Here is a 25854-nt window from a genome sequence, read left to right on the forward strand (position 1 = left end):
CGCTTGCACGGGCAAGCACTGCAAGCGGTCCTGCTCAGTCCTTCTGGTATTGCGGCGAACGCGGACCGTACAGCAAGCCGTTGTTGCCACCGGCACGCAGCAGGCGACTGCTGGTGACGCTGGCCATCTTGTAGCTGGCGTCGGTGGTGGTGCTGATGATCTGGTTGACCACGGCCGAGAGCAGTACGCCCAGCAGGCCATTGTTCTGGTTCTGGCGCTGTTCTGCGTCGGAGGCGCGCGCCGAACCCTGCCACAGGGTCTTGCCCGAGCGCAGGTCGACCAGCTTGGCGTCGGCAGCGACGACCGTATCGCTCTGGATCACCTTGTAGGAAGTGCCATAGTCGGTCACGTTGATGTACAGCGCGGCGTCGGCGCCGAAGATGTCACGCAGCTTCTTGACCGGCACCTCGTGGATGTCAGCCGCGTTGGCCAAGCCGTTCTGCTTGAAGGTCTCGCTGGCCAGCGAGACCGGGATCACGTAGTAGCCCGATTCGGCCAGCGGCAGCGTGGCCTGCGCCAGCATGCCGTAGGGGGCGATGACTTCGGAAGAACTGTTCATCGGCGGCAGGACCAGGATCGAGGCCGGACGCGCCGCCTTGAACTCGGCATAGTCATACGGCTTTTGCTGGGTAGCGCAGCCCGAAGCCAGCAGCGCCAGCAGCACGGCGCCCAGCGCCTTGAATTTGTTCAGCATCATTTGCTCAATCCCTTCTTGTAGTTGCGCATCAGGAAGTCCATGTAAGGTGCCGATTCCGGAAACAGCGTCTTCTCGGTCTGCAGCTCCTGGATCAGCTGGTCTTCCTTGCCGATGGAGGCGTACAGCATGCCGAGGTGGGCATGGTAGCCGGGGGGCACGGCGTCGTTGTTGGCGCGCATCTTCTGCAGGTTCTCTTCAAGCGCGGCGATCTCGGCGGCATTGCCGTTGCCTTCGGTCTTGAAGTGTTCGTACAGCTGGTCCTGGTAATTGCCCCAGCCATAGAGGGATTTCTGCTGGTGATTGGCGCAGCCGGAAAGGGCCAGCGCCAGGCCGAGGGCGAACCCGGCAGCGAGTTTCTTGTTCATCATGGTCGGTCTCGTTCGCGAAGGGGGATCAGGGCTTCCATGCACCGGAATCGATACCGGCAACGAGGTTCTGCACGGCTTCACGGATGGCCAGGTCGAGCACCTTGCCATTGAGCGTGGAGTCATAGCTGGCGGTACCGCCGAAACCGACGATCTCACGGTTGTCCAGGCTGTATTCACCCGCGCCTTGCGACGAGTACACCACCTGCGAGGTGTTCACATCCACGATGTTCAGCGCTACCTTGGCATAGGCCACCTGCGACTTGCCGCGTCCGAGGATGCCGAACAGCTGGCGGTCGCCGGTTTCCTTGCGGCCGAACTCGGTGACATCGCCGGTGACGACGTAATTGGCGCCCTTGAGGGACTGGGCCTGCTTGTTCAGCTTGGCTTCCTGGGCCAGCTCGCCCATGTTGTCGCGGTCCATGACCGAGAAGCGATTGCTCTGCTGCAGATGCGTGATCAGGATGGTCTTGGCCTGGCCGCCCAGGCGGTCCACGCCATCCGAGAAGATGCCGCGCAGATAGCTGGAACGGTTGTCGAACTTGCCGACGGCGATGGGACTGCGCGCCCCCTGATACGGCTGCTGCGCACTGGCCACCTGGGCTACTGGCAGACTGCGTGAATTTTCCGTGGCGCATCCCCCCAGCGCCGTGACCATGGCGACCGCGGCCACGGCCGTGACATACCTGCTAAACATAGTTGTTTCCCCGAATTGTTGATGTCGACAAGGGCAACCCAAATGCCCTTCGATCGATGCTGACGCTCTCGAAAGTGCCGTGCCTTGCGCACTGGCAAGTTTCGAGACGGCAATTTTATCAGTCGATAAGAGTTTAAGCGGTAGAAAAATCGCTATTTCTTGATGAAATTTAACGCGGAGCGGTCATTCGTTATTACGCTTATAACGACCTGCCGCCGGTCAGCCTGTTTGCTCGTGGTATCATCCGCCTCACCGGACGCTTGGCGTCCCTCTTCATCAAGAATCAAGGCCTTCCCCTCATGCGCGACATCATCAACGGCTTCCTGCGTTTCCAGCAGGACGTCTTTCCTTCCCGTAAAGAACTGTTCAAGAGCCTGGCCAACGGCCAGACGCCCACGACCCTGTTCATCTCCTGTTCCGACAGCCGCATGGTGCCCGAGCTGGTGACCCAGCGCGAACCGGGCGACCTGTTCGTCATCCGCAATGCGGGCAACATCGTGCCTTCCTTCGGCCCCGAGCCGGGCGGCGTGAGCGCCACGGTGGAATATGCGGTAGCCCAGCTGAAGGTGTCGGACATCGTCATTTGCGGCCACTCCGATTGCGGCGCCATGACGGCGGTGGCCACCTGCGCCTGCCTGGACCACATGCCGGCCGTGCGCAACTGGCTGCACCACACCGATGCGGCGCGCATGATCAACGAAACGCGCCATCATGAAACCGAAAAGGACCGCATCGATGGCATGGTGCGCGAGAACGTGATTGCGCAACTGAACAACATCCGCACCCATCCTTCGGTCGCGGTGGCCCTGGCGCAGGGCCGGCTGGCACTGCATGGCTGGGTCTATGACATCGAGAGTGGCTCCATCCTGGCGCACGACACGGCCACCAATACCTTCGTGCCGCTGGCGCAGCATCCGGCGGCCCGCAGCGACGATTGATCCACATGCTTCACATCGCGCGCCTATGAGGCGCAGCGGTCAAGCGTCCGACCTCCCCAGCCCCGCCTGAAATACCTCGCCCGAGCGCTTGCCTGCCCCCTGGGGGGGCAATGGCAAGCCGAAGGGCGCAGCAGCATTCCTTTTCCCCTCCGATAGATGCCACGGGCGCAACGTCTTGCCGCCGATGCGCAGGGCGTTCTCGCTGGCACCGGGAAAGCGGCCCCCGGCGACCGCAAAACTACGAGATGCGAAGCACTCGCCTGGGTGATACGATATCCTCACTTGCATTATGAAAGTTAACTGTCGACTGCCGGTCCAGCGGTCGATTGCCCCTGATGATTTTCATTTTTTGAAGAAAGAGTCCGGTCATGCAACAGGAAATCGTGATTTGTTCGCCGCTGCGCACCGCCATTGGCAGTTTCAACGGCAGCCTGAAGGACGTACCTGCCGTCGCCTTGGGCGCGCACGCCATCGGTGCCGTCTTGCAGCAGACCCGCATCGCGCCCGAGCGAGTGGATGCGGTCATCATGGGCAACGTGATCCAGGCCGGCAACGCCATGAATCCGGCGCGCCAGGCTGCCATCAAGGGCGGGCTGCCGGTGGAAACGCCGGCCATGGCGATCAATCGCGTCTGCGGTTCGGGCGCGCAGGCGGTGGTCTCGGCGCTGGCCGAGATCAGGGCGGGATTGGCCAGCGTGGTCATCGCCGGCGGCATGGAGAACATGGAGCGCGCCCCGTACCTGCTGCCCGGCGCGCGTGCCGGCATGCGCATGGGCGATGGTGCCGTGATCGATGCCATCCTCAGCGATGGTCTCAACGATGCCTTCTCCGGCAAGCATTCCGGCTGGCATACCGAAGACCTGGCCACGCAATTCGGCCTGAGCCGTGACCAGCAGGACAGCTATGCGGTACAAAGCCAGCAGCGATTCGCGGCGGCCCAGCGCAGCGGCTTCTTCGCGCGCGAGATCGTGCCGCTCACCTTGGCCGGCAAGGGTGGCGAGCGCCGCTTCGACCAGGATGAGTCGGTGCGGCCGGATACCACCGTGGAATCGCTGGCACGCCTCAAACCGGCCTTCCGCAAGGACGGCAGCATCACGGCCGGCAATGCGCCGGGCATCAATGCGGCGGCGGCCGCGATGATCGTCTGTACCCGCCAGACGGCCGATGAGCTGGGCCTGCAAGCCCTGGTCGCCGTGCGCTCGGCAGGGGTATCGGGCGTGGAACCGGGCATGTTCGGTCTCGGTCCGGTGCCGGCGATCCGCCAGGCGCTGGGACGTGCCCAATGGACGCTCGGGCAAGTGGATCGCTTCGAGATCAACGAGGCCTTCGCCGCCATTGCGCTGGCAGTCCAGCGCGAGCTTGCCATTCCTGGCGAGCGCCTCAATATCGATGGCGGGGCGATTGCCCATGGACATCCGATTGGTGCCACCGGCGCCATCCTCATCACCAAGGCGGCGCATGCCCTGCAGCGTACTGGCCAGCGGCGCGCGGTGGTTTCGCTGTGCATCGGCGGGGGCCAGGGCATCGCCTTGTGCCTGGAAGCCTTGCACTGAACGGCGCGGGGCTCGGGTGCCTTGCTCACCCGAGCCCCGCATGCGCCAATCCCTGGCCATTGCCTTTTCCGACCAGCGGCGAGCTCGCCGGGCGCTTGCCCATTGCGACAGCGATGAATCCCCGGCTTGCTCGAACCAGCGGGTGGGGGAGGGCATTTTCCGGGGCCAGCGCGACCATGCATCTGCCCTCGTATCCCGGGCAGTTCAGCGGTTCAGCGTAGCCATGCCGACCTCGGCGTATCGCTCGCCCGCTGCCGCCCCGCGCGGGAAGACCGTATCCAGGGCCAGCAGGTCCGCGGAAGAAAGCTTCACCGAGAATGCGCCCGCGTTTTCTTCCAGGTAGCGGCGGCGTTTGGTGCCGGGGATGGGCACGATGTGCGGGTCCTGCGCCATCACCCAGGCCAGTGCCAGCTGGCTGGGCGTGCAGCCGTGGTGGGCTGCCATTTTCTTCACTTCCTCCACCAGCCGCAGGTTGCGGGCGAAATTCTCGCCCTGGAAGCGCGGATTGGTGCGCCGGAAATCATCCTCGGCCAGATCCTCGAAGCGCAGCAGCGCGCCGGTCAGGAAACCCCGGCCCAGCGGGCTGTAGGCCACGAAGCCGATGCCCAGTGCGCGGCAGGTGGCCAGCACATCGGCTTCCGGATCGCGGGTCCACAGGGAATATTCGCTCTGCAGTGCCGTCACCGGATGCACCCGGTGGGCCCGTTCCAGCGTCGCCGACGAGGCCTCGGACAAGCCGATGTAGCGGATCTTGCCAGCGTCGACCAGATCGGCCAGCACGCCCATGGTGGCCTCGATGGGCGTGTTCGGGTCGATGCGGTGCTGGTAGTAGAGATCGATGGTCTCGATGCCCAGGCGCTTGAGGCTGCCTTCGACCGCCTGGCGGATGTAGGCCGGGCTGCCGTCCACGCCGCGTGCGGTCGGATTGGCCGGGTCACGCCGGATGCCGAATTTCGTGGCGATGAAGAATTTGTCGCGGCGGCCCCGGATGGCGCGCCCGATCAGTTCTTCATTGGTGTAGGGGCCATACATGTCGGCCGTGTCGAGCAGGTTGATGCCCAGCTCCAGGGCGCGGTCAATGGTGGCCAGCGATTCGGCGTCGTCACGCTGCGCGTAGAAATCGCTCATGCCCATGCAGCCCAGGCCGATGGCCGAGACCAGCGGGCCGTTGCTGCCCAGGCGGCGGGTGCCGACGTGCGAATCCGGTTGCAGGTGGGTGGTGAGGGGTTCGGTCATGGTGCCATCCTTTCGGGGGTGGGAGGCGTGGGCGCGCTGTTGCGTGGTGCGCGGGCACCCGCAGCGCGAGCCGCTTGCTCCAGTTCGTCATACAGGACCAGCTTGCGCTGCAGGACTGCCAGGTTCTCCTGCAGCTCGGCCAGGGTGTGTTGGACGCAAAGCGTATGCGCTTGCAGCATGGCCTTGCGTTCAATGACGCTTTCCAGGGTATTGCCCTCGCGGCGCAGCTCGGCATAGTGCAGCATGGCACGCACCGGCAGGCCGGTGGCCTTGAGCTTCTTCAGGAAGTCGATCCAGTTCAGGTCTTCCTGGGTGTAGCGGCGATGGCGGTTGTCACGCCGTTCCACCGGATCGAGCAGGCCGATGCGTTCGTAGTAACGCAGGGTATGCACCGACAAGCCAGTAGCTTCGGCCGCTTGGGCAATGGTCAGGGAAGTGGTCATGGCAGCCAGTCTAGAAGTTGAAGTGCGCTCTAAGTCAAGCGCTGCCTGCCATTATCGGCGCCTGTGTGGGAGTGCGCTGGTGCAGGCGAGTTCATTGTCGCGCTGCAGGTGGGCGAGCGGCGATCGAGCCAGTACAATGCGCGCTGCCCATATTTCTGTCCCGGAGATTTTCCGCATGCACATCGATGCCGCCACACAACTTCTGCTCGACGCCCGCCACAGCGGCCTGGCGCTGGACTGGCGCCGCCTGGCCGTAGGCGACGCCGACACCGCCTATGCCGTGCAGGATGCGCAATTGCGCCGCCTCGGCCCGGTCGGCGGTTGGAAAGTCGGCAGCAAGGGCGATGGCAGCCTGCCCGGTTGTGCGCCCTTGCCCGCCTCGGGCGTGGTGGCGTCGGGGGCCGAACTGCATGGTCCTCAATGGCGCATGCGGGGCCTGGAAGTGGAGTTGGCATTGCGGGTGGGGCGGGACTACGATCCCGGCCAGCAGGTGCCGGATGAAGCGGCGCTGCGCACGGTCTTCGATGCCATCCTGCCGGCCATCGAAGTGGTGGAGACACGCCTGGGTCATCCCCCGTGCACCAATCCCTGGGCCGGCATGGCCGACCTGCAAAGCCATGGCGCCTTGATCATCGGGACTGCGCAGCCGCTGCCGGCCACGCTCTCGCTGCGCCAGGTCGCCGCCAGCCTGCACATCGACGGCCAGGAAATTACGCGCACCCTGGGCGGCAATCCGGCTGACCTGTGGCCCATGCTGGGCTGGCTGGCGCTGCATTGCGCGCGCCGCGGCCAGCCCTGGCGACAGGGGCAGGTCATCACCACCGGCTCCTGCACCGGCCTGCAACTGGCGCGAGCAGGGCGGCAGATCGAGGCTGCGCTGGAGGGAATCGGTGCCGTCTCGTTCAGCTTTGCAGGCTAAGCCCCAGCCACTGCCTAGGCCATGAGCTGGCCGATCAGGCGGCCGACTTCCGCATGCACCGCATCGCGCCGCGCATCGGTGGCGGCGTTTTCGGTGAGATAGACCGCAAACAGCAGCGGCGCCCCCTTGTCTGTCCACACCACGCCCACATCGTTGGCCGTGCCCAAACGCCCCGTCCCCGTCTTGTCGCCGACCTTCCAGTTCTTGGGAAGACCGGCGCGCACGCGCTTGTCCCCGGTCTGGTTGGCCACCAGCCATTGGGTCAGCTGCTGGCGTGAGGCCGGCGTGAGCGCGTTGCCCAGCACCAGCTGGCGCAGGTCGGCCGTCATCGCGGCCGGGGTCGTGGTGTCGCGCGGATCGCCCGGCGTGGCCTCGTTGAGCGTGGGCTCATTGCGATCCAGGCGGGTCAGCTCGTCGCCCAGTGTGCGGATATAGCGTGTCAGTCCGGCGGGGCCGTCCATGCTGGCCAGCATCAGGTTGGCGGCCGTGTTGTCCGACAGGGTGACCGCTGCCTCGCACAACTGCGCCACCGACAAGCCTTCGCCACCGGTGTGCTTGCCCGTGGTGGGCGAGTAGGGGACCAGGTCCTGCTGGCGATAGACGATGCGGCGCTCCAGCTGCTCCCGGCCTTGATCCACACGGCGCAGCACCGCCGCAGCCGCCAGGAACTTGAAGGTACTGCACATGGGGAAACGCTCATCGGCGCGATAGCCCCAGTGACGTCCGCCGGCGGTATCCACCAGGGATACCCCGAGACGCCCGCCGATATCGGCTTCCAGTCGCGACAGGGGGGCGGTCAGTGTGGATGAGTCCTCAGTTTTACTTGTCCTGGTGCTATCGGCTGCCCAGCTGCGGCTGATCAGCCCGGCGCCGGCCAGCGCCGCCAGGGACAGGAAATGGCGTCTTCCGGTCATGCTTTCTCCTCGATGAATGGTGACAACAGGGCTGCATGATAGGCAGTAGCCGATGCGGCCACAATTCACGATAATTGGATGCAAGCCCAAGAAAAACTGATACCTGGAGTCTCCGTGTACCTGCCCCTGAATGCCTTGCGCGCCTTCGAAGTTTCGGCCCGCCATCTCTCCTTCACACGCGCCGCCGAGGAATTGAGCGTGACCCAGACCGCCGTGAGCATGCAGGTCAAGAACCTGGAGCAGCGCCTGGGGGTGGCGCTGTTCCGACGCCTGCCGCGCGGCCTGGCCCTCACCGATGAAGGGCTGGCGCTGCTGCCGGTGGTGGCGCAATCCTTCGGACGCATCGCCGATGTACTGGCCCAGTTCGAAGATGGCCGCCGCCGCGAGGTGCTTACCGTGGGTGTCGTCGGGACATTCGCGGTGGGCTGGCTGATGCCGCGCCTGCGTGAATTCCAGCAGCAGCATCCGTTCGTGGACCTGCGCCTGCTCACCAACAACAACCGGGTCGACCTGGCCGGTGAGGGTCTGGATTATGCGATCCGTTTTGGCGATGGTGCATGGCATGGCACCGAGGCTGAACGTCTGTTCGATACACCGCTGGCGCCGATGTGTGCACCCGACATCGCCGCGCGCCTGCGCACGCCGGCCGACCTGGGGGCGGAGACGCTGCTGCGTTCCTATCGCAGCGATGAATGGCGCCGCTGGTTTGCAGCGGCCGGCCTGCCTTGTCCGCCATTGCGCGGTTTCGTGTTCGATTCCTCCCTGGCACTGGCCGAGGCCGCTGCACAGGAGGCCGGTGTGGCCCTGCTGCCGGTGATGATGTTCGAGCGCGAACTGCGGCAGGGACGCCTGGCCTGCCCCTTCAACCAGCGTATCGTGCTGGGGGCCTACTGGCTCACGCGCTTGAAGTCGCGCCCGCAAACCGCTGCCATGGCGGCTTTCCGGGCATGGCTGAAGGTGCAGGCGGACTGCACGTAGGTGTGGCTGAAGTGATGATTACGCGCAACAAGCACAGCGATGTCAGAGAAATCCTGATAGACGTCCGGCCTGCATGCACATAGAATAAATGATATAAACAATTTATACGGTTCGTGCCGGCCGTGTGAATCGAGACCATGGACAGAGCGGCACTGTCAGAGCGTCTTCGGATGCCTGCCATCAGTCAACAGTGAAAGGGGGTAAGTCATGCGCTACTTCGCACAACTCTATCGCAAGCTGGTCGATTTCCTCAATGACTCCAGTGAGCTCGATACCGGATCGCACCGCGGTGCGCCGCATTGCTGCAGCCTGTATTCGGGCTTGTCGAGCATGTCGCAGGATGAGCAGCGTCACTGAGGTCCCGGGTCACTGACCCGTCAAGCCTGCATCAACTGCCAACCCGGGCCGCGCCAGCGCCCCGGGTTTTTCTTTGCCCGGCCGTGCGCCCTGGCGTGCCAGGCGTTTGGACCGCGCCATCCCTGCATGACTACCGATTCCATCGTGGGGCGTCGGATTATGCGGTTTTGTTAATGAGTGTGATCAGGAATTTCCTGCTAATCAGCCGGGCGAAGTTGTTATACAGTCGGAGTGTCGGGTAATACGCTCCCGCAGCTGTCCCTGCGGAAAGTTGCGAGCAGCAAGCGGGGCATCCCGCAGAAGCAACTTCTCTCAGGCTCAGATGACACAACTCAAAAAAATCAGCGTCAACGAATTGGCCGTGGGCATGTATTTTTCAGGCTTCGACGGCCCATGGATCGAGAACCCCTTTTGGCGCAGCAAATTCCTGATCGAACACGCGGCCGATGTGAGCCGCGCGCGCAGTGCCGGCTTCGAGTTCTGCTGGATCGACATCTCGCTGGGCCGCGATGTCATTGCCGCCAGCCAGGTCGAAGAAGGCGTTGAGCCGGTTGCCGTGGCACCGGCGGCTCCCATCACCCCCGAGGAAGAATACCGCCAAGAACTGGGTGAAGCCTTGCGGCTCTACGAGAGCGCCAAGGAGTCGACCCAGCTGATGTTCAAGCAAGCCCGCCTGGGCAAGACCCTGGACGTCGAACGATGCCAGGACCTGGTGGAGGAAATCGCTGCCTCCGTCACCCGCAATTCGAATGCCCTGCTCAGCATCATCCGCTTGAAGCGTGCCGATGAATATACCTACCTGCACTCGATTGCGGTGTGCACCATGATGGTGGCGCTGGCGCGCACGCTGGGCATGGACAACACCGCCTGCAAGGAAGCCGGCCTGGCCGGCTACCTGCATGATGTGGGCAAGGCCTTCATTCCGCTGGAGGTGCTCAACAAGCCCGGCAAGCTGACCGACCAGGAATTCCGCATCATCCAGCGCCACCCGGTACTGGGCTACGAATACCTCAGCGGCTTTGCCGGCGTGCCCGACTATGTGCTGGACGTCTGCCTGCACCACCACGAGAAGATCGATGGCAGCGGCTACCCGGGGCGCCAGCAGGGCAACCAGATCGACCTGTATTCCCGCATGGCGGCAGTGTGCGACGTGTATGACGCCATCACCTCCGATCGCAGCTACAAGACCGCCTGGGACCCGGCCGAATCGCTGGCCCGGATGGCCAGCTGGAACGGGCACTTCGACCGTCCCATCTTCCTGACCTTCGTCAAGACGCTGGGCATCTATCCCATCGGCTCCATCGTCAAGCTGCGCTCGGGCCGTACCGCCCTGGTCATCCGCCAGAACCACAAGGACCTGACCAAGCCGGTCGTCAAAGCCTTCACCACCACGCTGTCGATCGAGGCGCTGGAGAGCGAGATCATCGACCTTTCTTCACCTGACCAGGAGGATGTCATCAGCGAGCGCAGCGGACAGGACTGGATTCGCAGCAACGGACTGGTGCTCGATTCGCTCAAGGCGCTGGTGGAGGGCAGTGACAGCGCGGGCGTCCCGGCACCATAGCCGCACGCTTGATGAAGGACCAGCAACCCGGTGCGCGCGAGCGCCCGGGTTTTTTGTTGTCAGTGAATGTCCTCAGCGAGCGCCGAGGATGTGCGCGATGCGTTCCTCATTGGCCGGATGGCTGGAGAGGTAGCGCGCAGCCGGACTGTCTTTGCCCTTGCCCATGTCTTCCAGCTTCTCGAACACCAGCGCCAGCTTCTGGCGTGGCAGTCCATTGGCCTTGAACATGGCGATGGCGTAATCATCGGCCTCGCGTTCGATGTCGCGCGAATACTTCAGGTCCAGCAAGACCGTCGGGATGTTGGCCAGCACCGCCGAGACATCGCCAAAAAGCAGCGTGGCCGCAGCCGCAATGGCCGAACTCTGGATGAGGCGCCGCATCAGGTGGCGCCGGTGCACATGGCCCAGTTCATGGGCCAGCACGCCCATGAGGGCGTCATCGTCGTCCAGCAATTGCACGATGTCATCCGTGACCACGATCTGCCCCGAAGGCAGGGCGAAGGCGTTGGGGCCGATGCGGCTCTTGCGGAACACGAGCTGGAAGTCGGGCACATCGGCCAGCGGTGTGGCCAGGGCGCGAAAGCGCGACGTGATGGCGCGGGCGCGCTGGTCGTCGAGCTGGCTGGGGGCCAGCACGTGCTGGTCAAGGAAATCCAGCGTACCTTGCCCCACCTGGCGATCCACCGAGACCGGGAGCAGGGCGGTGATGCCCTGCGCGGCCAGTGGCAGCAGGTACAGGTAGCTCAGTACCACCACCGCAACCAGCGCAGCGCAGGCCGCCAGTGCATGGCGCCAGCTTTGCTGCAGCCTCACCACCAGTGAATCACGGTGGCCGGTCTCGCGCAGCAAGCTGCTGAAGGCCGCCGCATCGATGATTTCCAGATAGGCCCCGTCAGGGAAGCTGACCTTGCGCGCTGCCCGGTTCAGGCGCTCGGATACGCGCAGCTGGGCAATCGGGCAATCGCGCTCGACCTCGCCGCGCACCTGGGCCACGCCATCGGTGACGCTCAGCGTCACCAGATGGCGCCTTGAGGTCTTGCCGTCGTAGTAGGAAGCCGAGACCGTCATGGCTTACATCGAGAGATCGAAGTCGAGCAGGTCGCCCAGGCCTTCGCCGGTGGCCGAGCCGGGCGACTCGCTGGAAGCGATGAAGTCATCCAGGCTGCCCGCCGGCAGCAGCGTGACCGACTCGATGCGGTAACGCATCATGCGGATCTGCGCGAAGGGGGTGAACAGGCCCAACGTGAACGCAATGCCCAGCACGTTGGTGAGCAGAATGATGGCGGTGCGGCCCCAACGCATGCGGCTTTCGAAGCGATGCTCGCCCAGCCGGGTGTTGTTCCACACCAGGTTCTGCAGCAGCGTGAGCCACAGCGGAATGATCAGGAAGGACCAGGCGTAGAGCGCCAATATCATCAGCCCGAACGCGGCGATCGAGCCCGCGCCCGACTGCATTGACTGGAACATTGCCACGCCACCGAAGCCGATGACGATGAGTACCGAGCCGGCGATCCAGCCGCCGATACCGGCCGCGAAGGCCAGGTAGAACGCGCCCACCGAACCGTGGAAGGAGAAGTGGGTGGCACCGAAGCGCGCCTCATTGTGCTGGAAGCGCTTGAAGCGCTGCGCCGCCATCGGCATCAGCAGGCCCACGCTGATGCCCGCGATCACGGGCCACAGCAGGAAGTTCTTGAAGGCGCCGCCGAAGCTGCCGCGAAAACCGAAACGGATGCCGCGATAGCTGGTGTTGTAGAGCTTGAACTGCAGGCTGCGCCAGATCAGCCAGGGGCTGGCCAGCATCAGGGCCAGCGCGGCGATGAAGCCCAGCAGGATGTTGATGGAGCCGGCCACGTGGTAGGCCACCAGCAATACGACGGCCAGGATGCGTCCCTTGAGGATGGCGATGGGATTGCCGTGATAGTCGAAGCTGGCGCCGGCCACCGAGGTGTTGTCGTAGAAGTAGCGCAGCCGGCGCACCTTGGCCCAGGCCGAATAGATGCCCAGGGTGACGACGGAGAGCAGCAGGTTGACGATCCAGATGCGGAAATATTCGGAACCGCGACCGCTGAAGGAAAACGCCTGCGGTGCACTGTGGTCGGCAGAATCCCGCAGGACGGTGGCGAAATTGCTTCCGGCAGCCGGAATCGAAGGGGAGGGCTCAGGGGAGTCGGACAGGTCAGGATGATCGTTCATGGAAGCTCTTGTGTTGGTCGTTGTTAGGAAGAGGTCTGCCGATGGGGTCGGGCAAGAATCCATTGCTCGCAAGTAAAAGTCAAGTTGCCGCTTATCACCATGCGGCTTGTATGGGTTTTGTATGGATGGGCCTCGCATTTATTCGAGGTTCACTGGTCTGACCTCCTGCAGAAATGCACTGTTTGTGCGAACATTGCTGCCCACATGCGGTCAAGAAAAAGGCATGGCTGAGCTGGAAACGGCGCAGTCCTGCCGGATTGATGACCCGTATTGTTCATTTTCTGTTCGCGCCAAACACAAGTTTCCTGAACGCCGCCCGGCCTCCACCCGGGCGGCGTTTGCCAACCAAAGGAGCCTCCATGTCCACGTCCTGGAACACCGCCGCCATTGCCGAGAAGTTCGGCATCCCCGCCACCGAGCTCGGCATCGAGACCATCGCCCACAGCGCCGATGGCATCGATTACGAAAGCGTCCTGCTCTACAACAAGGCACAGCCGCCGGTGTCAGGCGTATTGACCGTCCCCAACTACTTCGGTCTGCGCCAGCAGGCGCTGGAAATCGCCGCCACCACCATCGGTGCCGGCCATGCCATCCTGGTGGCCGACGTGTTCGGCAAGACCCTGCGCCCGACCAATCCGGACCAAGCCCTGGCAGCCATCATCCCGCTGAAGCAGGATCGCGCCGAACTGCGCAAGCGCATGCACGGCGTGCTCAAGGTCTTGCGCGAGCAGACCTTCGTCAAGCTCGACGCCGGCAAGCTGGGCGCCAGCGGTTTCTGCTTCGGCGGCACCGCTGCGCTGGAACTGGCGCGTGATGGTGCCGATGTGCGCGGCACGGTCTCGCTGCACGGCGCGCTCGATACCCCGGCCCCGGGCGAGAGCAAGGTCAAGGGCGCGGTCCTGGTGCTGCACGGCGTGCAGGACCCGTCGGTGCCGCGCGATCAGGTCAATGGCTTCATCGACGAGATGAGCGCCCTCAAGGTCGACTGGCAACTGGTCAACTATGGCCAGGCCGGCCACTCCTTCACCGATCCGGATGCCAACCATCCCGGCTTCTTCTACCACCGCCAGACGGCCGAGCGTGCGTCTGCAGCCCTGCAGGCCTTCTTCGGCGAAGTGCTGGCATGACGGCGGCCGGCAGGGCAGGAAGGCTTGTCCTGCCGGGCTGATTTTCATCCCTGCGCGGCGGTGCCCGCAGCTGCTGCGCAGGGAGCTTCACCACAACAACAAGAGACGGCGTCCATCCGGCACGCAGGGGTGCGTTCATTCACCTTTTGCGTTTCGCGCCAGCGTCCAGCCATTCCCTCGTCAAAAATCCACGTCCAAAGGATACTCATGTCACAAGATAAAGAGCCCAGGCGGCGCTTCCTGCGCCAGGTGTTGGCCATCGTCCCAGCCGCGACCACGCTAGGCGGCGCCACCACCGTAGCGGTCAGCCAGCCGGCAATGGCCGACAGCAGCGAGCCGGGCAAGCCCCGCGCCTACACACCGACCTACTTCACTGCGCCCGAATGGGCCTTCCTCAACGCCGCCGTCGATCACCTCATTCCCTCGGACCAGTACGGTGCCGGCGCGCTGGAAACCGGCGTACCCGAGTTCATCGACCGCCAGATGGAAACGCCCTATGGCGCCGGCAAGCTGTGGTACATGCAAGGCCCCTTCCATCCGGACAGCGTGCCCGAACTGGGCTACCAGCTCTCGCTGGTCCCGCGCGACATCTACCGCCAGGGCATCGCCGCCTGCAATGACTGGTGCAGCAAGAACCACGGCAAGGTCTTCGCCGAACTCGACAAGGCCAAGCAGCTCGACGTGCTCAAGATGATGGAAGGCGGCAAGATCGCTTTCGATACCGTGCCCGCCAAGACCTTCTTCAGCTTCATGCTGGGCAACACCAAGGAGGGCTATTTCGCCGATCCGATGTACGGCGGCAACCAGAAGATGGGCGGCTGGAAGATGGTCGGTTTCCCCGGCGCACGCGCCGATTACGCCGACTGGGTGGACCAATACAACGTCAAGTATCCATACGGCCCTGTGTCGATTCTGGGAGAGAAGGGCTGATCATGGCTATCAAAAAAGACAAAGTGGATGTAGTGATGGTGGGCCTGGGCTGGACCGGCTCGATCATGGGCATGGAGCTCACCGAAGCCGGCCTGAACGTGCTGGCGCTGGAGCGTGGCGACATGCGTGACACCAACACCGACACGCCGTATCCGAAGGCGGTCGATGAACTGAAATACTCGGTGCGCGGCGCGCTGTTCCAGGACCTCTCGCGCGAGACCGTGACGATTCGTCATACGCTCTCCGACGTGGCCGTGCCTTACCGCCAGCATGGTTCCTTCCTGCTGGGCGATGGCGTGGGCGGTGCCGGTTTCCACTGGAACGGCATGATGTACCGCAACCTGCCCGAAGAGCTGGAAATGCGCACGCACCACGAGCAGAAATACGGCAAGAAATTCATTCCCGAGGACATGACCATCCAGGACCATGGCGTGACCTACAAGGAACTGGAACCCTTCTACGATTTCTCGGAAAAAGTCATGGCGGTTTCCGGCAAGGCCGGCAATCTCAAGGGCAAGATCGTCGCCGGCGGCAACCCCCTGGAAGGCGAGCGCAGCGATGAATTCCCGACCCCGCCGCTGCAATACCAGTACAGCGCCTCGCTGGTCGAGAAGGCCATGCGCGATGTCGGCTACCATCCTTATCCGGCACCCGCGGCCAATGCCTCGCAGCCCTTCACCAATCCGTATGGCGTGCGCATCGGCCCCTGCAACTACTGCGGCTTCTGCGAAAACTACGGCTGCTACATGTATTCCAAGGCGTCGCCGCAGACCACCATTTTGCCAGTGCTCCTGAAGCGCAAGAACTTTGAGGTACGCACCAAGGCCCAGGTCATCAAGGTCAACCTGGATGCTTCCGGCAAGCGAGCCACCGGCGTCACCTACATCGACGCCCAGGGCCGCGAAGTCGAGCAGCCTGCCGACCTGGTCCTGCTGACCGCCTTCCAGACCCACAACGTGCGCCTGCTGCTGCTCTCGGGCATCGGCAAGCCCTATGACCCGGTGACTGGTGAAGGTGTGGTGGGCAAGAACTTCGCCTACCAGTACAACGGCGGCATCAACGTGGTCATGCCCAAGGGCACGCAGTTCAATCCCTTCATCGGCACCGGTGCCGGTGGCGTGGGCATGGACGACCTCAACGCCGACCAGTTCGACCACGGTCCGCTGGGCTTCATCGGCGGTGCGTCGATTCGTCACGTGCGCTATGGCGGCCGTCCCATCAAACAGGCCGGCACCATGCCGGGCGAGAAGGTCCCCAGCTGGGGTTCCGAGTGGAAGGCCAGCGTGCAGGACGCTTACCAGCGCACGCTCACCATCGGCATGTCCGGTTCGGTGATGGCCTATCGCGATTGCTACCTGTCGCTGGATCCGACCTACAAGGATGCCAATGGCCAGCCGCTCTTGCGCATGACCCTGAACTGGAAGGAGAACGAAGGCAAGATGCTGACCTACATCGCCGGCCAGATGGAGAAGGTCGGCCAGGCCATGAATCCGGAGAAGGTCGTCAAGGCCGTGCGCAAGACCGGATCGTCCTGGGATACGCGGGTCTATCAATCGACCCACCTGACCGGAGGCGCCATCATGGGCACGACGCCCAAGAACAGCGTGGTCAACAAGTACCTGCAAAGCTGGGATGTGCCCAACGTGTTCGTCTACGGCGCTTGCGCCTTCCCGCAGAACATGGGCTACAACCCGACCGGGCTGGTCACGGCGCTGGCGTATCACTCCGCCAAGGCCATCCGTGAGCAGTATCTGAAAAACCCCGGCCCGCTGGTGCAGGCATAAGGATGACGACCATCATGATCAAGCACTATTTCATCGCCGCCTGTGCGGCTGTCATGTCGCTGTCCGCCTTCACCGCAGCAGCGCAGACCAATGCCGCCGCACCCTCGGCCGACCAGCAGCTGGTGCAGCGTGGCGAGTACCTGGCCAAGGCCGGGGACTGCGTGGCCTGCCACACGGCCAAGGGCGGCAAGCCCTTTGCCGGTGGCCTGGCCATTGCCACGCCCATCGGCACGGTGTATTCCTCCAACATCACGCCGGACAAGGAACACGGCATCGGCAGCTACAGCGAAGAGGATTTCGACCGGGCGCTGCGTCACGGCATCCGCAAGGATGGCGCGTCGCTCTATCCGGCCATGCCGTACCCTTCCTACGCCAAGGTCAAGCCGGCTGACGTGAAGGCGCTCTATGCCTACTTCATGCAGGGCGTACAGGCCGATCCCGCACCCAACCGCGGTGTGGACATCACCTGGCCCTTGTCGATGCGCTGGCCGCTGTCGGTGTGGCGCAAGGTGTTCGCACCGGCGGTGGCGGCCGATGGACCGGAGGACAACAGTCCCCTGGTGCGTGGCCAATACCTGGTCGAAGGCCTGGGTCACTGTGGAGCCTGCCATACCCCGCGCGGCGTGGGCATGCAGGAGAAGGCGCTGTCCAATGACAGCAGCCAGTTCCTCTCGGGTGGCGTGATCGACGGCTACCTGGCCAACAACCTGCGCGGTGACGCCCGCGATGGCCTGGGCAACTGGAGCGAGGCCGACATCGTGGCCTTCCTCAAGACCGGCCGCAACAGCCATTCCGCTGCCTTTGGCGGCATGGCCGATGTGGTGGCCAACAGTACCCAGTACATGACCGAGGGAGATCTCTCTGCCATGGCCAAGTACCTGAAGTCCTTGAAGGCGGTGAAGGAAGGCACGCCAGCCCTGGCCTATGACGACAAGACCCACCAGGCCTTGCGCAAAGGCAGCGACCAGAGCCCGGGCGCCATGGCGTTCCTGAACAACTGCGCGGCCTGCCACCGCAGCAGCGGCAAGGGCTATGAAGAAACCTTCCCGACCCTGGCCTTGTCACCGACTGTCAATGCCGAGAACCCGGCTTCGCTGATCCGCATCGTGCTGGAAGGCGCTGAAATGCCCTGGACCCACAAGGCCCCGACGCAATTCGCCATGCCGGGCTTTGCCAGCCGCCTGTCGGACCAGGAAGTGGCCGATGTCGTCACCTTCATCCGCAGCAGCTGGGGCAACCAGGCGTCGTCGGTGAACGCGTCCGATGTGGCCAAGGCGCGCAAGCAGCTGCCGGAGAAGAAGACGGTGGAGGCGGGCAGTGCGCCGCTGGCCAAGCAGTAAGCGCTAGTCGGCCTGCTGCACCGCTGTAAAGAAAAGCCCGGCGTTCTTGCGAACGCCGGGCTTTCTCATTGCCGCACAGGATGCAGGGTGAAGCTTTACTCCTTCACCGCCCCCGTCATCCCCGACACGTAATACTCCACGAAGAACGAATACACCACCGCCACCGGCAGCGAGCCCAGCAGCGCCCCGGCCATCAGTGCGCCCCAATGGTAGACGTCGCCTTCCACCAGCTCGGTGACGATCCCCACCGGCACCGTCTTCACCTCGGAAGAGGAGATGAAGGTCAGCGCATAGATGAATTCGTTCCACGACAGCGTGAAGGCAAAGATGCCCGCCGAGATCAGGCCCGGCACCGCCAGCGGCAGGATGATCTTGACCAGGATCTCCCAGCGGGTGGCGCCATCGATGAGCGCGCACTCTTCCAGCTCATAGGGAATCGAGCGGAAGTAGCCCATCAGCAACCAGGTGCAGAACGGGATCAGGAAGGTCGGATAGGTCAGGATCAGGGCCCAGCGCGTATCGAACAGCCCCAGCTTGAACACGATCGCCGCCAGCGGAATGAACAGGATCGAGGGCGGGATCAGGTAGGCCAGGAAAATGCCCAGACCGACCTGCTTGGAGCCCTGGAAGCGCAGGCGTTCGATCGCGTAGGCGGCGAAGACGCTGGCCGCCAGCGAGGCGAAGGTCGACACCACCGAGACGATCACCGTGTTGAGCAGCCAGGCCGGATACTGGGTCTGGAACAGCAGCTTCTTGAAGTGCGCCAGCGTCGGGGCAATCACCCAGAAGGGGTTGCCGGTCTGCGAGAGCAATTCATTGTCCGGTTTGAAGGCCGTGATCACCATCCAGTAGAACGGGAACAGCAGCACGAACAGGAAGATCAGCAGCGGAATGTAGATCGTCACCCAGCGGCGCGGTGTCGATTGCAGGAAATCCATACCCTGGGTTTCCTGCTGGTCGTCTTTTTTCTTGGCCATTATTTGTCACCTCCTTGTTGCCAGCCGCGACGTTGCAGGCCGAAATACGAGAACATGATCGCTGCCAGCAGGAAGGGAATCATGTAGGTTGCCAGTGCCGCGCCTTCACCCAGGGCACCGCCCGGAATGGCGCGCTGGAAGGAGAGCGTCGCCATCAGGTGGGTCGCGTTGAGCGGACCGCCACGGGTGAGCACATAGATCAGCTGGAAGTCGGTGAAGGTGAACAGCACCGAGAAGGTCATCACCACCGCGATGATGGGCGTGAGCAAGGGCAGCGTCACATGGCGGAACTGCTGCCAGGGTGTGGCACCGTCGATGGCAGCCGCTTCATAGAGCGACGGCGAGATCGTCTGCAGGCCCGCCAGCAGGGAGATCGCCACGAAGGGAATGCCGCGCCAGACGTTGGCAAAGACGGTGGACCAGCGCGCATTCCAGGGGTCCCCGAGGAAGTCGATGTAGCGGTCGATCAGGCCCATCTTGTGCAGGGCCCAGCTGATGACGGAGAACTGCGCGTCATACAGCCACCAGAAGGCCAGCGCCGACAGGGCGGTGGGCACGATCCAGGGCAACAGCACGATGGCGCGGAAGAAGGTCTTCAGCGGCACGTTCTTGTTGAGCAGGATGGCCAGCCACAGGCCCAGTGCGAATTTCAGGATGCTGGCGCTGACCGTGTAGAACACGGTATTGAACAGCGACAGCTGCGCCAGCGAATCGCCGGCCAGGTAAGTGTAGTTGTCCAGGCCGATGAAGCTGCCTTCGCCGCCGATCTTGGTATCGGTGAAGCCCAGCCAGATGCCCAGGCCCAGCGGGTAGGTCAGGAACACCACCAGCAGGATCACGGCCGGGGCCATGAACAGCATGCCCAGTACGTTACGGTTGTTCAGGAATCGGGATAGCATGATGTGCCTCGATGAAAGGGCCGCAAGCCAGGCTTGCGGCCAGTACTGTAGTGACGCGTCGCGATGCGCCAGCGCGGCGGTACCGGGTCGGCAGGCCCTGACAACCTGCCCCTTTGCCCGCTGTCCCGAGGGAACCCGGAGCCGCCTTGCTGACGTTCAGGCTGATGCCATCAGGTCTTGTAGTACCGCTTGGCGCGTTCGGCCGCACGGTCGATGGCCTGCTGCACGGTCTTGGCGCCCGAGGCAGCCTCGGCCACCATGTCCACCACCACGTAGTCCGCCATGCAGGCCGCCGAGGCTTGTCCCAGCGGGCCTTCGTGGCCATGGTCCAGCATCAGCGAGGCCGAGTCGCGATACACGGTGGCCTTCGGGTCGTCGGTCCAGACCGGGTTTTTCTCGTAGGCCTTCAGCGGCTGGCTGACGTAGCCGATGGAGGCTTTCATCCACGGGTTGTACTGGTCCGGCTCGAACATGAATTGCACGAAGGCCTTGGCCGCATTGGGGAACTTGGTGTGCTTGAACACCATCATCTGCGTGATCTGCATCAGCTCGGTGGGCTTGCCGGCCGGGCCGACCGGGAAGTGCGCGTGCTGGGTGTCCTTGGCGATGTCCTGCAGCTTGGGATCGGGCGAATTCTTGGCGGCGTAATACACCGAGATGCCGTTGGCCGTCAGGCTGATCTGGCCATCCAGGTAGGCCTTGTTGTTGGACGGATCCTGCCACGACAGGGTGCCGGGCACGAAGGTGGCATAGAGCTGCTTGGCGTATTCCAGCGCGGCGCGGGTCTCGGCCGAGTTGATGGCGACCTGGCCGTTCTTGTCCACCAGCTTGCCGCCATGCGACCACAGCAGCCAGTGTGCCCAGTTGTTGGCATCACCGACGGCCTTGCCCAGGGCGAAGCCGACCGGGGTGTCCTTGGCCTTCAAGGCCTGGCACAGCTTGAGGAAGCCGGCCGTGTCCTTGGGAATGGCATCGAAGCCGGCCGCCTTGATCTGGCTTTCGCGATAGACCAGGGCATTGCCGATCACGCCCAGCGGCAGCGCGATCCACTTGCCGTCCTTGGTGCCGTACTTGCGGCAGACGTCGTACCAGCCGCCATAGCGCTTGCCCAGCGAATCGGCCAGGTCGGTCATGTCGACCAGCTTGGTCGGGTACTGCTGCGGATCGTCGAACCAGCCCAGCACGATGTCCGGACCGCTGCCCACGTTGGCGGCCACGGCCGACTTCGGGCGTACGTCTTCCCAGCCTTCGCTGTCGGTACGTACGGCCACGCCGGTCAGTTCGGTGAATTTCTTGACGTTGGCGTTCCACAGGTCTTCATCGCCCTGGACGAAACGCTTCCAGCGCAGGATGCGCAAGGTCGCGCCCTGTTCGATGGGGTACTTGATGCTGTCGGCACCCGCCGCGCCGGGGCCTGCGGCAAAGGCGTTCACGCCCATGCTGGAAGCGGCTGCGGCAGCAGCGCTGGTGACCAGGAATTCGCGTCGTGTCAGCTTGCTCATGTCTCCTACTCCTTCGGTTGAAAGTCGAATTGGACCGCTTTCGAACGGCTGTTCTTGCGGATGGACTCTTTTTCTTGTGATGCTGCGCTACGGGTGGTGCTTGGGTTACTGCAGTGATGGTGCGTTGGATCAGCGGGCCGCCAGCGACTTGCCCGACTCGGCATCGAACAGGTGCGTGCGGCTGTGGTCAGGAACCAGATGGATCACGTCGCCCGCGCCGAAATCATGGCGCTCGCGGAAGATCGAGGTGAGGCTGGTCTCACCGAAGCGCGAGAACACTTCGGTATCCGCCCCGGTCGGTTCGACCACGATGACCTTGGTGGCGATGCCTTGCCCGGCCGCACCGATGGAGAGGTGCTCGGGGCGCACGCCGTAGGTGACCTTCTGTCCGTCATTGCCCTGCAGGGCGCTGCCATAGGGCGCGGGCACGCGGGTGCCATCGGCGAATTCGACTTCGGCAGCGCCACCGCCACCGTTTCGGCGCAGCGTGGCCGGGATGAAGTTCATCGCGGGCGAGCCGATGAAACCGGCCACGAACAGGTTGGCCGGATGGTCGTACAGGTCCAGCGGACGGCCGCGCTGTTCCACCAGGCCATCGCGCATGACCACGATCTGGTCGGCCATGGTCATGGCTTCGATCTGGTCGTGGGTCACATAGATGGAGGTGGTCTTCAAGCGCTGGTGCAGTTCCTTGATCTCGGTGCGCATCTGCACGCGCAGCTTGGCATCGAGGTTGGAGAGCGGTTCGTCGAACAGGAACACCTGTGGATCGCGCACGATGGCGCGGCCCATCGCCACACGCTGGCGCTGGCCGCCCGAGAGCTGGCGCGGATAGCGGTCCAGCAGCTGGTTCAGGCCGAGGATGTCGGCGGCCTTCTTGACGCGCTCGTCGACGAAGGACTTGTCCTTCTTGGCCAGGGTGAGCGAGAAGGCCATGTTGTCACGCACCGTCATGTGCGGATAGAGCGCGTAGTTCTGGAACACCATGGCGATGTCGCGGTCCTTCGGCTGGACGTTGTTGACCACGGTGCCGCCGATGAGGATCTCGCCGCCGGTGATTTCCTCCAGCCCCGCCAGCATGCGCAGCAGCGTCGACTTGCCGCAGCCGGACGGACCGACCAGGACGGTGAATTCGCCATCGGCGATATCGATGTCGACGCCCCGGATGATCTGGGTGCTGCCGAACTGTTTCTTGACTGCGCGGATCTGTACTGATGCCATCAAATGCTCCTCGTGTCTATCCTCGTATCGACGCTGCGGAACCGGTTCCAGGCGGAGCCGTTCACAACGCACTTTGTTCAGGCACGTCCTGTGGAGGGACGCGTGGAAGATCCTGCCGGTCTTCCTTTTTTTCGTTGTCTACACTGATGCTGCGCCGGCTGGCGGCCGGCGCGGTGCTGCGTTGGCGCCCCGTTGTCGGGGGGATTGTTTTGACTTATTGGTTCTTGCCTTGGACGACGACATAGGAAGGCCGCCCGTTGCGGTCCCAGTCGATCAGGTTCTGGGCCGCCTTGCGCCGCAGTTCGCGCGCTGCGACATCCGAGAAGAAGGCCGCGTGCGGCGACAATAGCACACGTGGATGCTGCACGATAGCCGAGGCCGTCTGCGGCGGCTCCACCGGCAGCACATCCAGCGCCGCACCCTTGAGCTTGCCGTTTTCCAGCGCGGCCAGCAGGTCGTCGATCTGGATGAGGCCACCGCGTGCGGAGTTCACCAAATAGCTCTGCGGCTGCAACAGGTTGAGCAGCGAGGCATCGATCATGTTGCGCGTCTCGTCGTTCAAGGGCGTATGCAGCGACACCACATGCGCTTGACGGAACAGTTCCTCGCGACTCACGCGCTCCACGTAGGCGGGGAAATCGCCATCGATGATGTAGGGATCATAGGCAATGACGCGCTTGAAGAGATTGCGCGAGATATGCGCCATGCGCTTGCCGATGCGGCCCAGTCCGATGATGCCGATGGTCAGCTCGGAGGCGCGCGGAATGATGCCGGCCGTGGTGTAGTGCCATTCACCGGCCTTGACCGCACGGTCATAGACGGTGATGTTGCGGATCAGGTCCAGCGCCATGGCCAGCGCGTGGGTGGCGACTTCGCCCACGCCGTAGTCGGGCGAGTTGGCGACCCACACGCCATGGGCTGCGGCGTCGGCCGTGTTGATGGTATCGAAGCCGGCACCGTAGCGGCTGGCGATGCGGATTTCAGGACGGGCTGCGAAGACCTTGGCGTTCACCGGTGCGTATTGCACCAGCAGGCCCTGGCATCCTGCGGAGGCGGCGATGACCTCCTCTTCCGTGCGGCATTGCGCGGTCACGACTTCCACGCCGGCTTCCTTGTAGAGCGCAAGCTCCAGGTCGACGTCGGGGAAATCGTAGTCCGTAATCAGTACTTTCATTGCTCGTCTCCGTGATGGTTGTCTTGGTCCACCTGATGCAACTACTTCCTGGAACACGGCCGCCGCTTGTGTGGCTGTACCGTGGTCCCGGGGTACGACGGATGCTGGTATTAAGATGAATTTAATGCTGTTTCAATGACCCTTAACTTTTGCTTAATGCTGCTTTTTGAAGCCTGTGATGCTTGAAACGTTGCTGCAGGTGGAATTCGGTCTGGCCGCTTGGCTTTAAACATGTTTGCTGCCCTTGCCGCCGTTGCAGGAGGCAAGGGCAGGCCGGTTCAGTGATTGTCCTTGGGCACGTAAGGTCCGCTCTTGCCGACCAGGAAATCGAGGTCCGCGCCCTGGTTGGCCTGCTGCACGTGATCGACGTAGAGCTTGACCCAGCCGCGCTGCATCTGCGGCGGCAATTCGGGCTTGCTCCACTGCGCACGGCGGCGCGCCAGTTCTTCGTCCGACACATCCAGGTGCAGCTTGCGCGCCTCCACATCGAGTTCGATGAAGTCGCCGTTCTGCACCAGCGCCAGCGGACCGCCGGCGGCCGCTTCCGGCGAGACGTGCAGCACCACGGTACCGTAGGCAGTGCCGCTCATGCGCGCATCCGAGACACGCACCATGTCCGTGATGCCTTTGCGCAGAACCTTTGGCGGCAGCGGCATGTTGCCCGCTTCGGCCATGCCGGGGTAACCCTTGGGACCGCAGTTCTTGAGCACCAGCACGCAGGTTTCATCGACATCCAGGTTCTCGTCATCGATGCGCTTGTGCAGGTCGTCGCTGTTTTCGAAGACCACGGCACGGCCGCGATGCTTGAGCAGGGCAGGGGTGGCAGCCGACGGCTTGATCACGGCACCGTCCGGGGCCAGGTTGCCCTTGAGGATCGCGATGCCGGCCGCTTCCTTGAAGGGCTGGTCGAAGCTGCGGATGACTTCCGGATTCCAGTTCGGTGCATCCTGGCAGTTCTCCCACAGGGTCTTGCCGTTGGCGGTCAGGGCGGTCTTGTCGATCACGCTTTCCAGCTGGCGGATCACCGCCGGCAGGCCACCGGCATAGTAAAAATCTTCCATCAGGAATTTGCCCGAGGGCTGCAGGTCCAGCAGGCAGGGCAGTTGCTGGCCGATGTCGTCCCAATCCTTCAGGTCGAGCTTGATGCCGATGCGGCCGGCAATGGCCAGCAGGTGGATCACCGCATTGGTGGAGCCGCCGATGGCGGCGTTGACGCGAATGGCGTTCTCGAAGGCCTGGCGGGTGAGGATCTTGGACAGCACCAGGTCTTCGTCCACCATCTGCACGATGCGGCGGCCGGCGTTGCGTGCCAGCACGTTGCGGCGCGCATCGACGGCCGGAATGGCGGCGTTGTGCGGCAGGCCCACGCCGAGCGCCTCGACCATGCTGGCCATGGTGGAGGCCGTGCCCATGGTCATGCAGTGGCCGTGCGAGCGGTGCATGCAGCTCTCGGCTTCAAAGAATTCTTCCTGCGTCATCTTGCCGGCGCGCACATCTTCCGACATCTGCCACACGCCGGTGCCGGAACCCAGTTCACGGCCACGGTATTTGCCCGAGAGCATCGGGCCGCCCGACACGCCGATGGTCGGCACATCGACGGAGGCCGCGCCCATCAGCAGCGCCGGCGTGGTCTTGTCGCAGCCCATGAGCAGCACCACGCCATCGAGCGGATTGGCGCGGATCGACTCTTCCACATCCATGCTGGCGAGGTTGCGGTAGAGCATGGCGGTCGGGCGCAGCAGGGTTTCGCCCAGCGACATCACCGGGAACTCCAGCGGGAAACCGCCGGCTTCCCAGATGCCGATCTTGACCTGTTCGGCCAGGGCGCGGAAGTGCGAATTGCAGGGGGTCAGTTCGGAATAGGTATTGCAGATGCCGATCACCGGACGGCCATCGAACTGGTCGTGCGGGATCCCGCGGTTCTTCACCCAGGAGCGGTAGATGAACCCATCGCGGTCCTGGCGGCCAAACCAGGCCTGGCTGCGGCGGGTGGATTTTTTCTTGGTGTCGTCAGTCATTGTCGTTTCCCTGGCAAGGTGCGTGCGC

General features: G+C 63.6%; 24 protein-coding genes. 10 read left to right on the top strand and 14 right to left on the bottom strand.

What is annotated here, in order from left to right; all coding sequences use genetic code 11:
- Positions 1-34: 34 nt before the first annotated feature.
- From CEJ45_RS09405 to CEJ45_RS09415, 3 genes are read right to left on the bottom strand one after another with little or no spacing between them, the layout of a single operon-like run.
- Complete coding sequence (locus CEJ45_RS09405; RefSeq protein WP_206601743.1) at positions 35-694, bottom strand: DUF799 domain-containing protein; 660 nt, start codon at positions 692-694, stop codon at positions 35-37.
- A complete protein-coding gene (locus CEJ45_RS09410) occupies positions 694-1065 on the bottom strand; it encodes a DUF4810 domain-containing protein (RefSeq protein ID WP_034338340.1) in 372 nt (123 codons plus the stop codon). The genes CEJ45_RS09405 and CEJ45_RS09410 overlap by 1 nt, the downstream gene beginning before the upstream one ends.
- A gap of 25 nt (positions 1066-1090) precedes the next feature.
- Entirely contained in the window at positions 1091-1759 is a 669-nt protein-coding gene (locus tag CEJ45_RS09415; protein WP_088754881.1) for a CsgG/HfaB family protein, read from the bottom strand.
- Between the two features lie 299 nt (positions 1760-2058).
- Between CEJ45_RS09415 and CEJ45_RS09420 the strand changes: the two genes are divergently transcribed.
- Positions 2059-2697 carry a carbonic anhydrase gene (locus tag CEJ45_RS09420; protein ID WP_088754882.1) on the top strand — a complete coding sequence of 213 codons (639 nt, stop codon included), beginning with the start codon at positions 2059-2061 and terminating at the stop codon, positions 2695-2697.
- 368 nt (positions 2698-3065) lie between these two features.
- A complete protein-coding gene (locus CEJ45_RS09425) occupies positions 3066-4250 on the top strand; it encodes a thiolase family protein (RefSeq protein ID WP_088754883.1) in 1185 nt (394 codons plus the stop codon).
- A gap of 204 nt (positions 4251-4454) precedes the next feature.
- Here the strand turns inward: CEJ45_RS09425 and CEJ45_RS09430 are convergent, their stop codons facing one another.
- Both CEJ45_RS09430 and CEJ45_RS09435 read right to left on the bottom strand, forming a co-directional pair.
- On the bottom strand, positions 4455-5486 hold the full coding sequence (locus CEJ45_RS09430) for an aldo/keto reductase (protein ID WP_088754884.1): 1032 nt from the start codon (positions 5484-5486) through the stop codon (positions 4455-4457).
- The gene (locus CEJ45_RS09435; RefSeq protein WP_088754885.1) at positions 5483-5929 is read right to left on the bottom strand and encodes a MerR family transcriptional regulator; all 447 of its coding nucleotides are present in this window, start codon (positions 5927-5929) and stop codon (positions 5483-5485) included. The genes CEJ45_RS09430 and CEJ45_RS09435 overlap by 4 nt, the downstream gene beginning before the upstream one ends.
- A 175-nt stretch (positions 5930-6104) precedes the next feature.
- Here CEJ45_RS09435 and CEJ45_RS09440 point away from each other — a divergent pair, with 175 nt between their 5' ends.
- A complete protein-coding gene (locus CEJ45_RS09440) occupies positions 6105-6848 on the top strand; it encodes a 2-keto-4-pentenoate hydratase (protein ID WP_088754886.1) in 744 nt (247 codons plus the stop codon).
- A 14-nt stretch (positions 6849-6862) separates the two neighbouring features.
- Here CEJ45_RS09440 and bla read toward each other — a convergent pair whose 3' ends face one another.
- Positions 6863-7762: a class A beta-lactamase gene (gene bla, locus CEJ45_RS09445; RefSeq protein WP_088754887.1), complete on the bottom strand. Its 900-nt coding sequence runs from the start codon at positions 7760-7762 to the stop codon at positions 6863-6865.
- 114 nt (positions 7763-7876) lie between these two features.
- Between bla and CEJ45_RS09450 the strand changes: the two genes are divergently transcribed.
- From CEJ45_RS09450 to CEJ45_RS09455, 3 genes are all read left to right on the top strand, one after another.
- On the top strand, positions 7877-8740 hold the full coding sequence (locus CEJ45_RS09450; protein WP_088754888.1) for a LysR family transcriptional regulator: 864 nt from the start codon (positions 7877-7879) through the stop codon (positions 8738-8740).
- Between the two features lie 207 nt (positions 8741-8947).
- Complete coding sequence (locus tag CEJ45_RS24915) at positions 8948-9097, top strand: hypothetical protein (protein WP_008330992.1); 150 nt, start codon at positions 8948-8950, stop codon at positions 9095-9097.
- Between the two features lie 322 nt (positions 9098-9419).
- Entirely contained in the window at positions 9420-10661 is a 1242-nt protein-coding gene (locus tag CEJ45_RS09455) for an HD-GYP domain-containing protein (protein WP_088754889.1), read from the top strand.
- A 72-nt stretch (positions 10662-10733) separates the two neighbouring features.
- Here CEJ45_RS09455 and CEJ45_RS09460 read toward each other — a convergent pair whose 3' ends face one another.
- Complete coding sequence (locus CEJ45_RS09460) at positions 10734-11729, bottom strand: M48 family metallopeptidase (protein ID WP_088754890.1); 996 nt, start codon at positions 11727-11729, stop codon at positions 10734-10736.
- Positions 11730-11732: 3 nt separating this feature from the next.
- Positions 11733-12854 carry a YjgN family protein gene (locus CEJ45_RS09465; RefSeq protein WP_088754891.1) on the bottom strand — a complete coding sequence of 374 codons (1122 nt, stop codon included), beginning with the start codon at positions 12852-12854 and terminating at the stop codon, positions 11733-11735.
- A gap of 359 nt (positions 12855-13213) precedes the next feature.
- Between CEJ45_RS09465 and CEJ45_RS09470 the strand changes: the two genes are divergently transcribed.
- The 4 genes from CEJ45_RS09470 (at position 13214) to CEJ45_RS09485 (ending at position 18035) form a co-directional block, all read left to right on the top strand.
- Positions 13214-13981, top strand: a complete 768-nt coding sequence (locus tag CEJ45_RS09470; RefSeq protein WP_088754892.1) for a dienelactone hydrolase family protein — start codon at positions 13214-13216, stop codon at positions 13979-13981.
- Positions 13982-14188: 207 nt separating this feature from the next.
- On the top strand, positions 14189-14911 hold the full coding sequence (locus tag CEJ45_RS09475) for a gluconate 2-dehydrogenase subunit 3 family protein (protein ID WP_034330411.1): 723 nt from the start codon (positions 14189-14191) through the stop codon (positions 14909-14911).
- Between the two features lie 2 nt (positions 14912-14913).
- Positions 14914-16695: a GMC family oxidoreductase gene (locus tag CEJ45_RS09480; RefSeq protein ID WP_088754893.1), complete on the top strand. Its 1782-nt coding sequence runs from the start codon at positions 14914-14916 to the stop codon at positions 16693-16695.
- A 14-nt stretch (positions 16696-16709) separates the two neighbouring features.
- Positions 16710-18035 (top strand): cytochrome c, encoded by a 1326-nt coding sequence (locus CEJ45_RS09485; protein ID WP_187697660.1) that lies wholly within the window; start codon positions 16710-16712, stop codon positions 18033-18035.
- A 95-nt stretch (positions 18036-18130) separates the two neighbouring features.
- On the opposite strand, the gene CEJ45_RS09490 is transcribed toward CEJ45_RS09485, so the two are convergent.
- The 6 genes from CEJ45_RS09490 to CEJ45_RS09515 form a co-directional block, all read right to left on the bottom strand.
- Positions 18131-19012: a carbohydrate ABC transporter permease gene (locus tag CEJ45_RS09490; protein WP_088754895.1), complete on the bottom strand. Its 882-nt coding sequence runs from the start codon at positions 19010-19012 to the stop codon at positions 18131-18133.
- Positions 19012-19911, bottom strand: coding sequence for a carbohydrate ABC transporter permease (locus tag CEJ45_RS09495; protein ID WP_039784562.1), 900 nt, complete (start codon positions 19909-19911; stop codon positions 19012-19014). Before CEJ45_RS09495 ends, CEJ45_RS09490 begins: the two co-directional genes overlap by 1 nt.
- Before the next feature lie 170 nt (positions 19912-20081).
- Positions 20082-21413, bottom strand: coding sequence for an ABC transporter substrate-binding protein (locus tag CEJ45_RS09500; RefSeq protein ID WP_088754896.1), 1332 nt, complete (start codon positions 21411-21413; stop codon positions 20082-20084).
- A 129-nt stretch (positions 21414-21542) separates the two neighbouring features.
- The gene (locus CEJ45_RS09505; protein WP_088754897.1) at positions 21543-22634 is read right to left on the bottom strand and encodes an ABC transporter ATP-binding protein; all 1092 of its coding nucleotides are present in this window, start codon (positions 22632-22634) and stop codon (positions 21543-21545) included.
- A gap of 214 nt (positions 22635-22848) precedes the next feature.
- Complete coding sequence (locus CEJ45_RS09510; protein WP_088754898.1) at positions 22849-23808, bottom strand: C-terminal binding protein; 960 nt, start codon at positions 23806-23808, stop codon at positions 22849-22851.
- A gap of 278 nt (positions 23809-24086) precedes the next feature.
- Positions 24087-25826, bottom strand: coding sequence for an IlvD/Edd family dehydratase (locus tag CEJ45_RS09515; protein ID WP_088754996.1), 1740 nt, complete (start codon positions 25824-25826; stop codon positions 24087-24089).
- Positions 25827-25854 lie beyond the last annotated feature (28 nt).

The sequence above is a fragment of the Herbaspirillum aquaticum genome, from assembly GCF_002213425.1.
Lineage (GTDB): Bacteria > Pseudomonadota > Gammaproteobacteria > Burkholderiales > Burkholderiaceae_D > Herbaspirillum > Herbaspirillum aquaticum.

Coding starts and splice junctions, on each gene's coding strand:
- CEJ45_RS09460 (WP_088754890.1), bottom strand. CDS start 11,729: ATGACGGTCTCGGCTTCCTACTACGACGGCAAGACCTCAAGGCGCCAT.
- CEJ45_RS09430 (WP_088754884.1), bottom strand. CDS start 5,486: ATGACCGAACCCCTCACCACCCACCTGCAACCGGATTCGCACGTCGGC.
- CEJ45_RS09490 (WP_088754895.1), bottom strand. CDS start 19,012: ATGGCCAAGAAAAAAGACGACCAGCAGGAAACCCAGGGTATGGATTTC.
- CEJ45_RS09435 (WP_088754885.1), bottom strand. CDS start 5,929: ATGACCACTTCCCTGACCATTGCCCAAGCGGCCGAAGCTACTGGCTTG.
- CEJ45_RS09485 (WP_187697660.1), top strand. CDS start 16,710: ATGATCAAGCACTATTTCATCGCCGCCTGTGCGGCTGTCATGTCGCTG.
- CEJ45_RS09480 (WP_088754893.1), top strand. CDS start 14,914: ATGGCTATCAAAAAAGACAAAGTGGATGTAGTGATGGTGGGCCTGGGC.
- CEJ45_RS09510 (WP_088754898.1), bottom strand. CDS start 23,808: ATGAAAGTACTGATTACGGACTACGATTTCCCCGACGTCGACCTGGAG.
- bla (WP_088754887.1), bottom strand. CDS start 7,762: ATGACCGGAAGACGCCATTTCCTGTCCCTGGCGGCGCTGGCCGGCGCC.
- CEJ45_RS09500 (WP_088754896.1), bottom strand. CDS start 21,413: ATGAGCAAGCTGACACGACGCGAATTCCTGGTCACCAGCGCTGCTGCC.
- CEJ45_RS09440 (WP_088754886.1), top strand. CDS start 6,105: ATGCACATCGATGCCGCCACACAACTTCTGCTCGACGCCCGCCACAGC.
- CEJ45_RS09415 (WP_088754881.1), bottom strand. CDS start 1,759: ATGTTTAGCAGGTATGTCACGGCCGTGGCCGCGGTCGCCATGGTCACG.
- CEJ45_RS09465 (WP_088754891.1), bottom strand. CDS start 12,854: ATGAACGATCATCCTGACCTGTCCGACTCCCCTGAGCCCTCCCCTTCG.
- CEJ45_RS09420 (WP_088754882.1), top strand. CDS start 2,059: ATGCGCGACATCATCAACGGCTTCCTGCGTTTCCAGCAGGACGTCTTT.
- CEJ45_RS09425 (WP_088754883.1), top strand. CDS start 3,066: ATGCAACAGGAAATCGTGATTTGTTCGCCGCTGCGCACCGCCATTGGC.
- CEJ45_RS09505 (WP_088754897.1), bottom strand. CDS start 22,634: ATGGCATCAGTACAGATCCGCGCAGTCAAGAAACAGTTCGGCAGCACC.
- CEJ45_RS09410 (WP_034338340.1), bottom strand. CDS start 1,065: ATGATGAACAAGAAACTCGCTGCCGGGTTCGCCCTCGGCCTGGCGCTG.
- CEJ45_RS09495 (WP_039784562.1), bottom strand. CDS start 19,911: ATGCTATCCCGATTCCTGAACAACCGTAACGTACTGGGCATGCTGTTC.
- CEJ45_RS09470 (WP_088754892.1), top strand. CDS start 13,214: ATGTCCACGTCCTGGAACACCGCCGCCATTGCCGAGAAGTTCGGCATC.
- CEJ45_RS09455 (WP_088754889.1), top strand. CDS start 9,420: ATGACACAACTCAAAAAAATCAGCGTCAACGAATTGGCCGTGGGCATG.
- CEJ45_RS24915 (WP_008330992.1), top strand. CDS start 8,948: ATGCGCTACTTCGCACAACTCTATCGCAAGCTGGTCGATTTCCTCAAT.
- CEJ45_RS09475 (WP_034330411.1), top strand. CDS start 14,189: ATGTCACAAGATAAAGAGCCCAGGCGGCGCTTCCTGCGCCAGGTGTTG.
- CEJ45_RS09515 (WP_088754996.1), bottom strand. CDS start 25,826: ATGACTGACGACACCAAGAAAAAATCCACCCGCCGCAGCCAGGCCTGG.
- CEJ45_RS09405 (WP_206601743.1), bottom strand. CDS start 694: ATGCTGAACAAATTCAAGGCGCTGGGCGCCGTGCTGCTGGCGCTGCTG.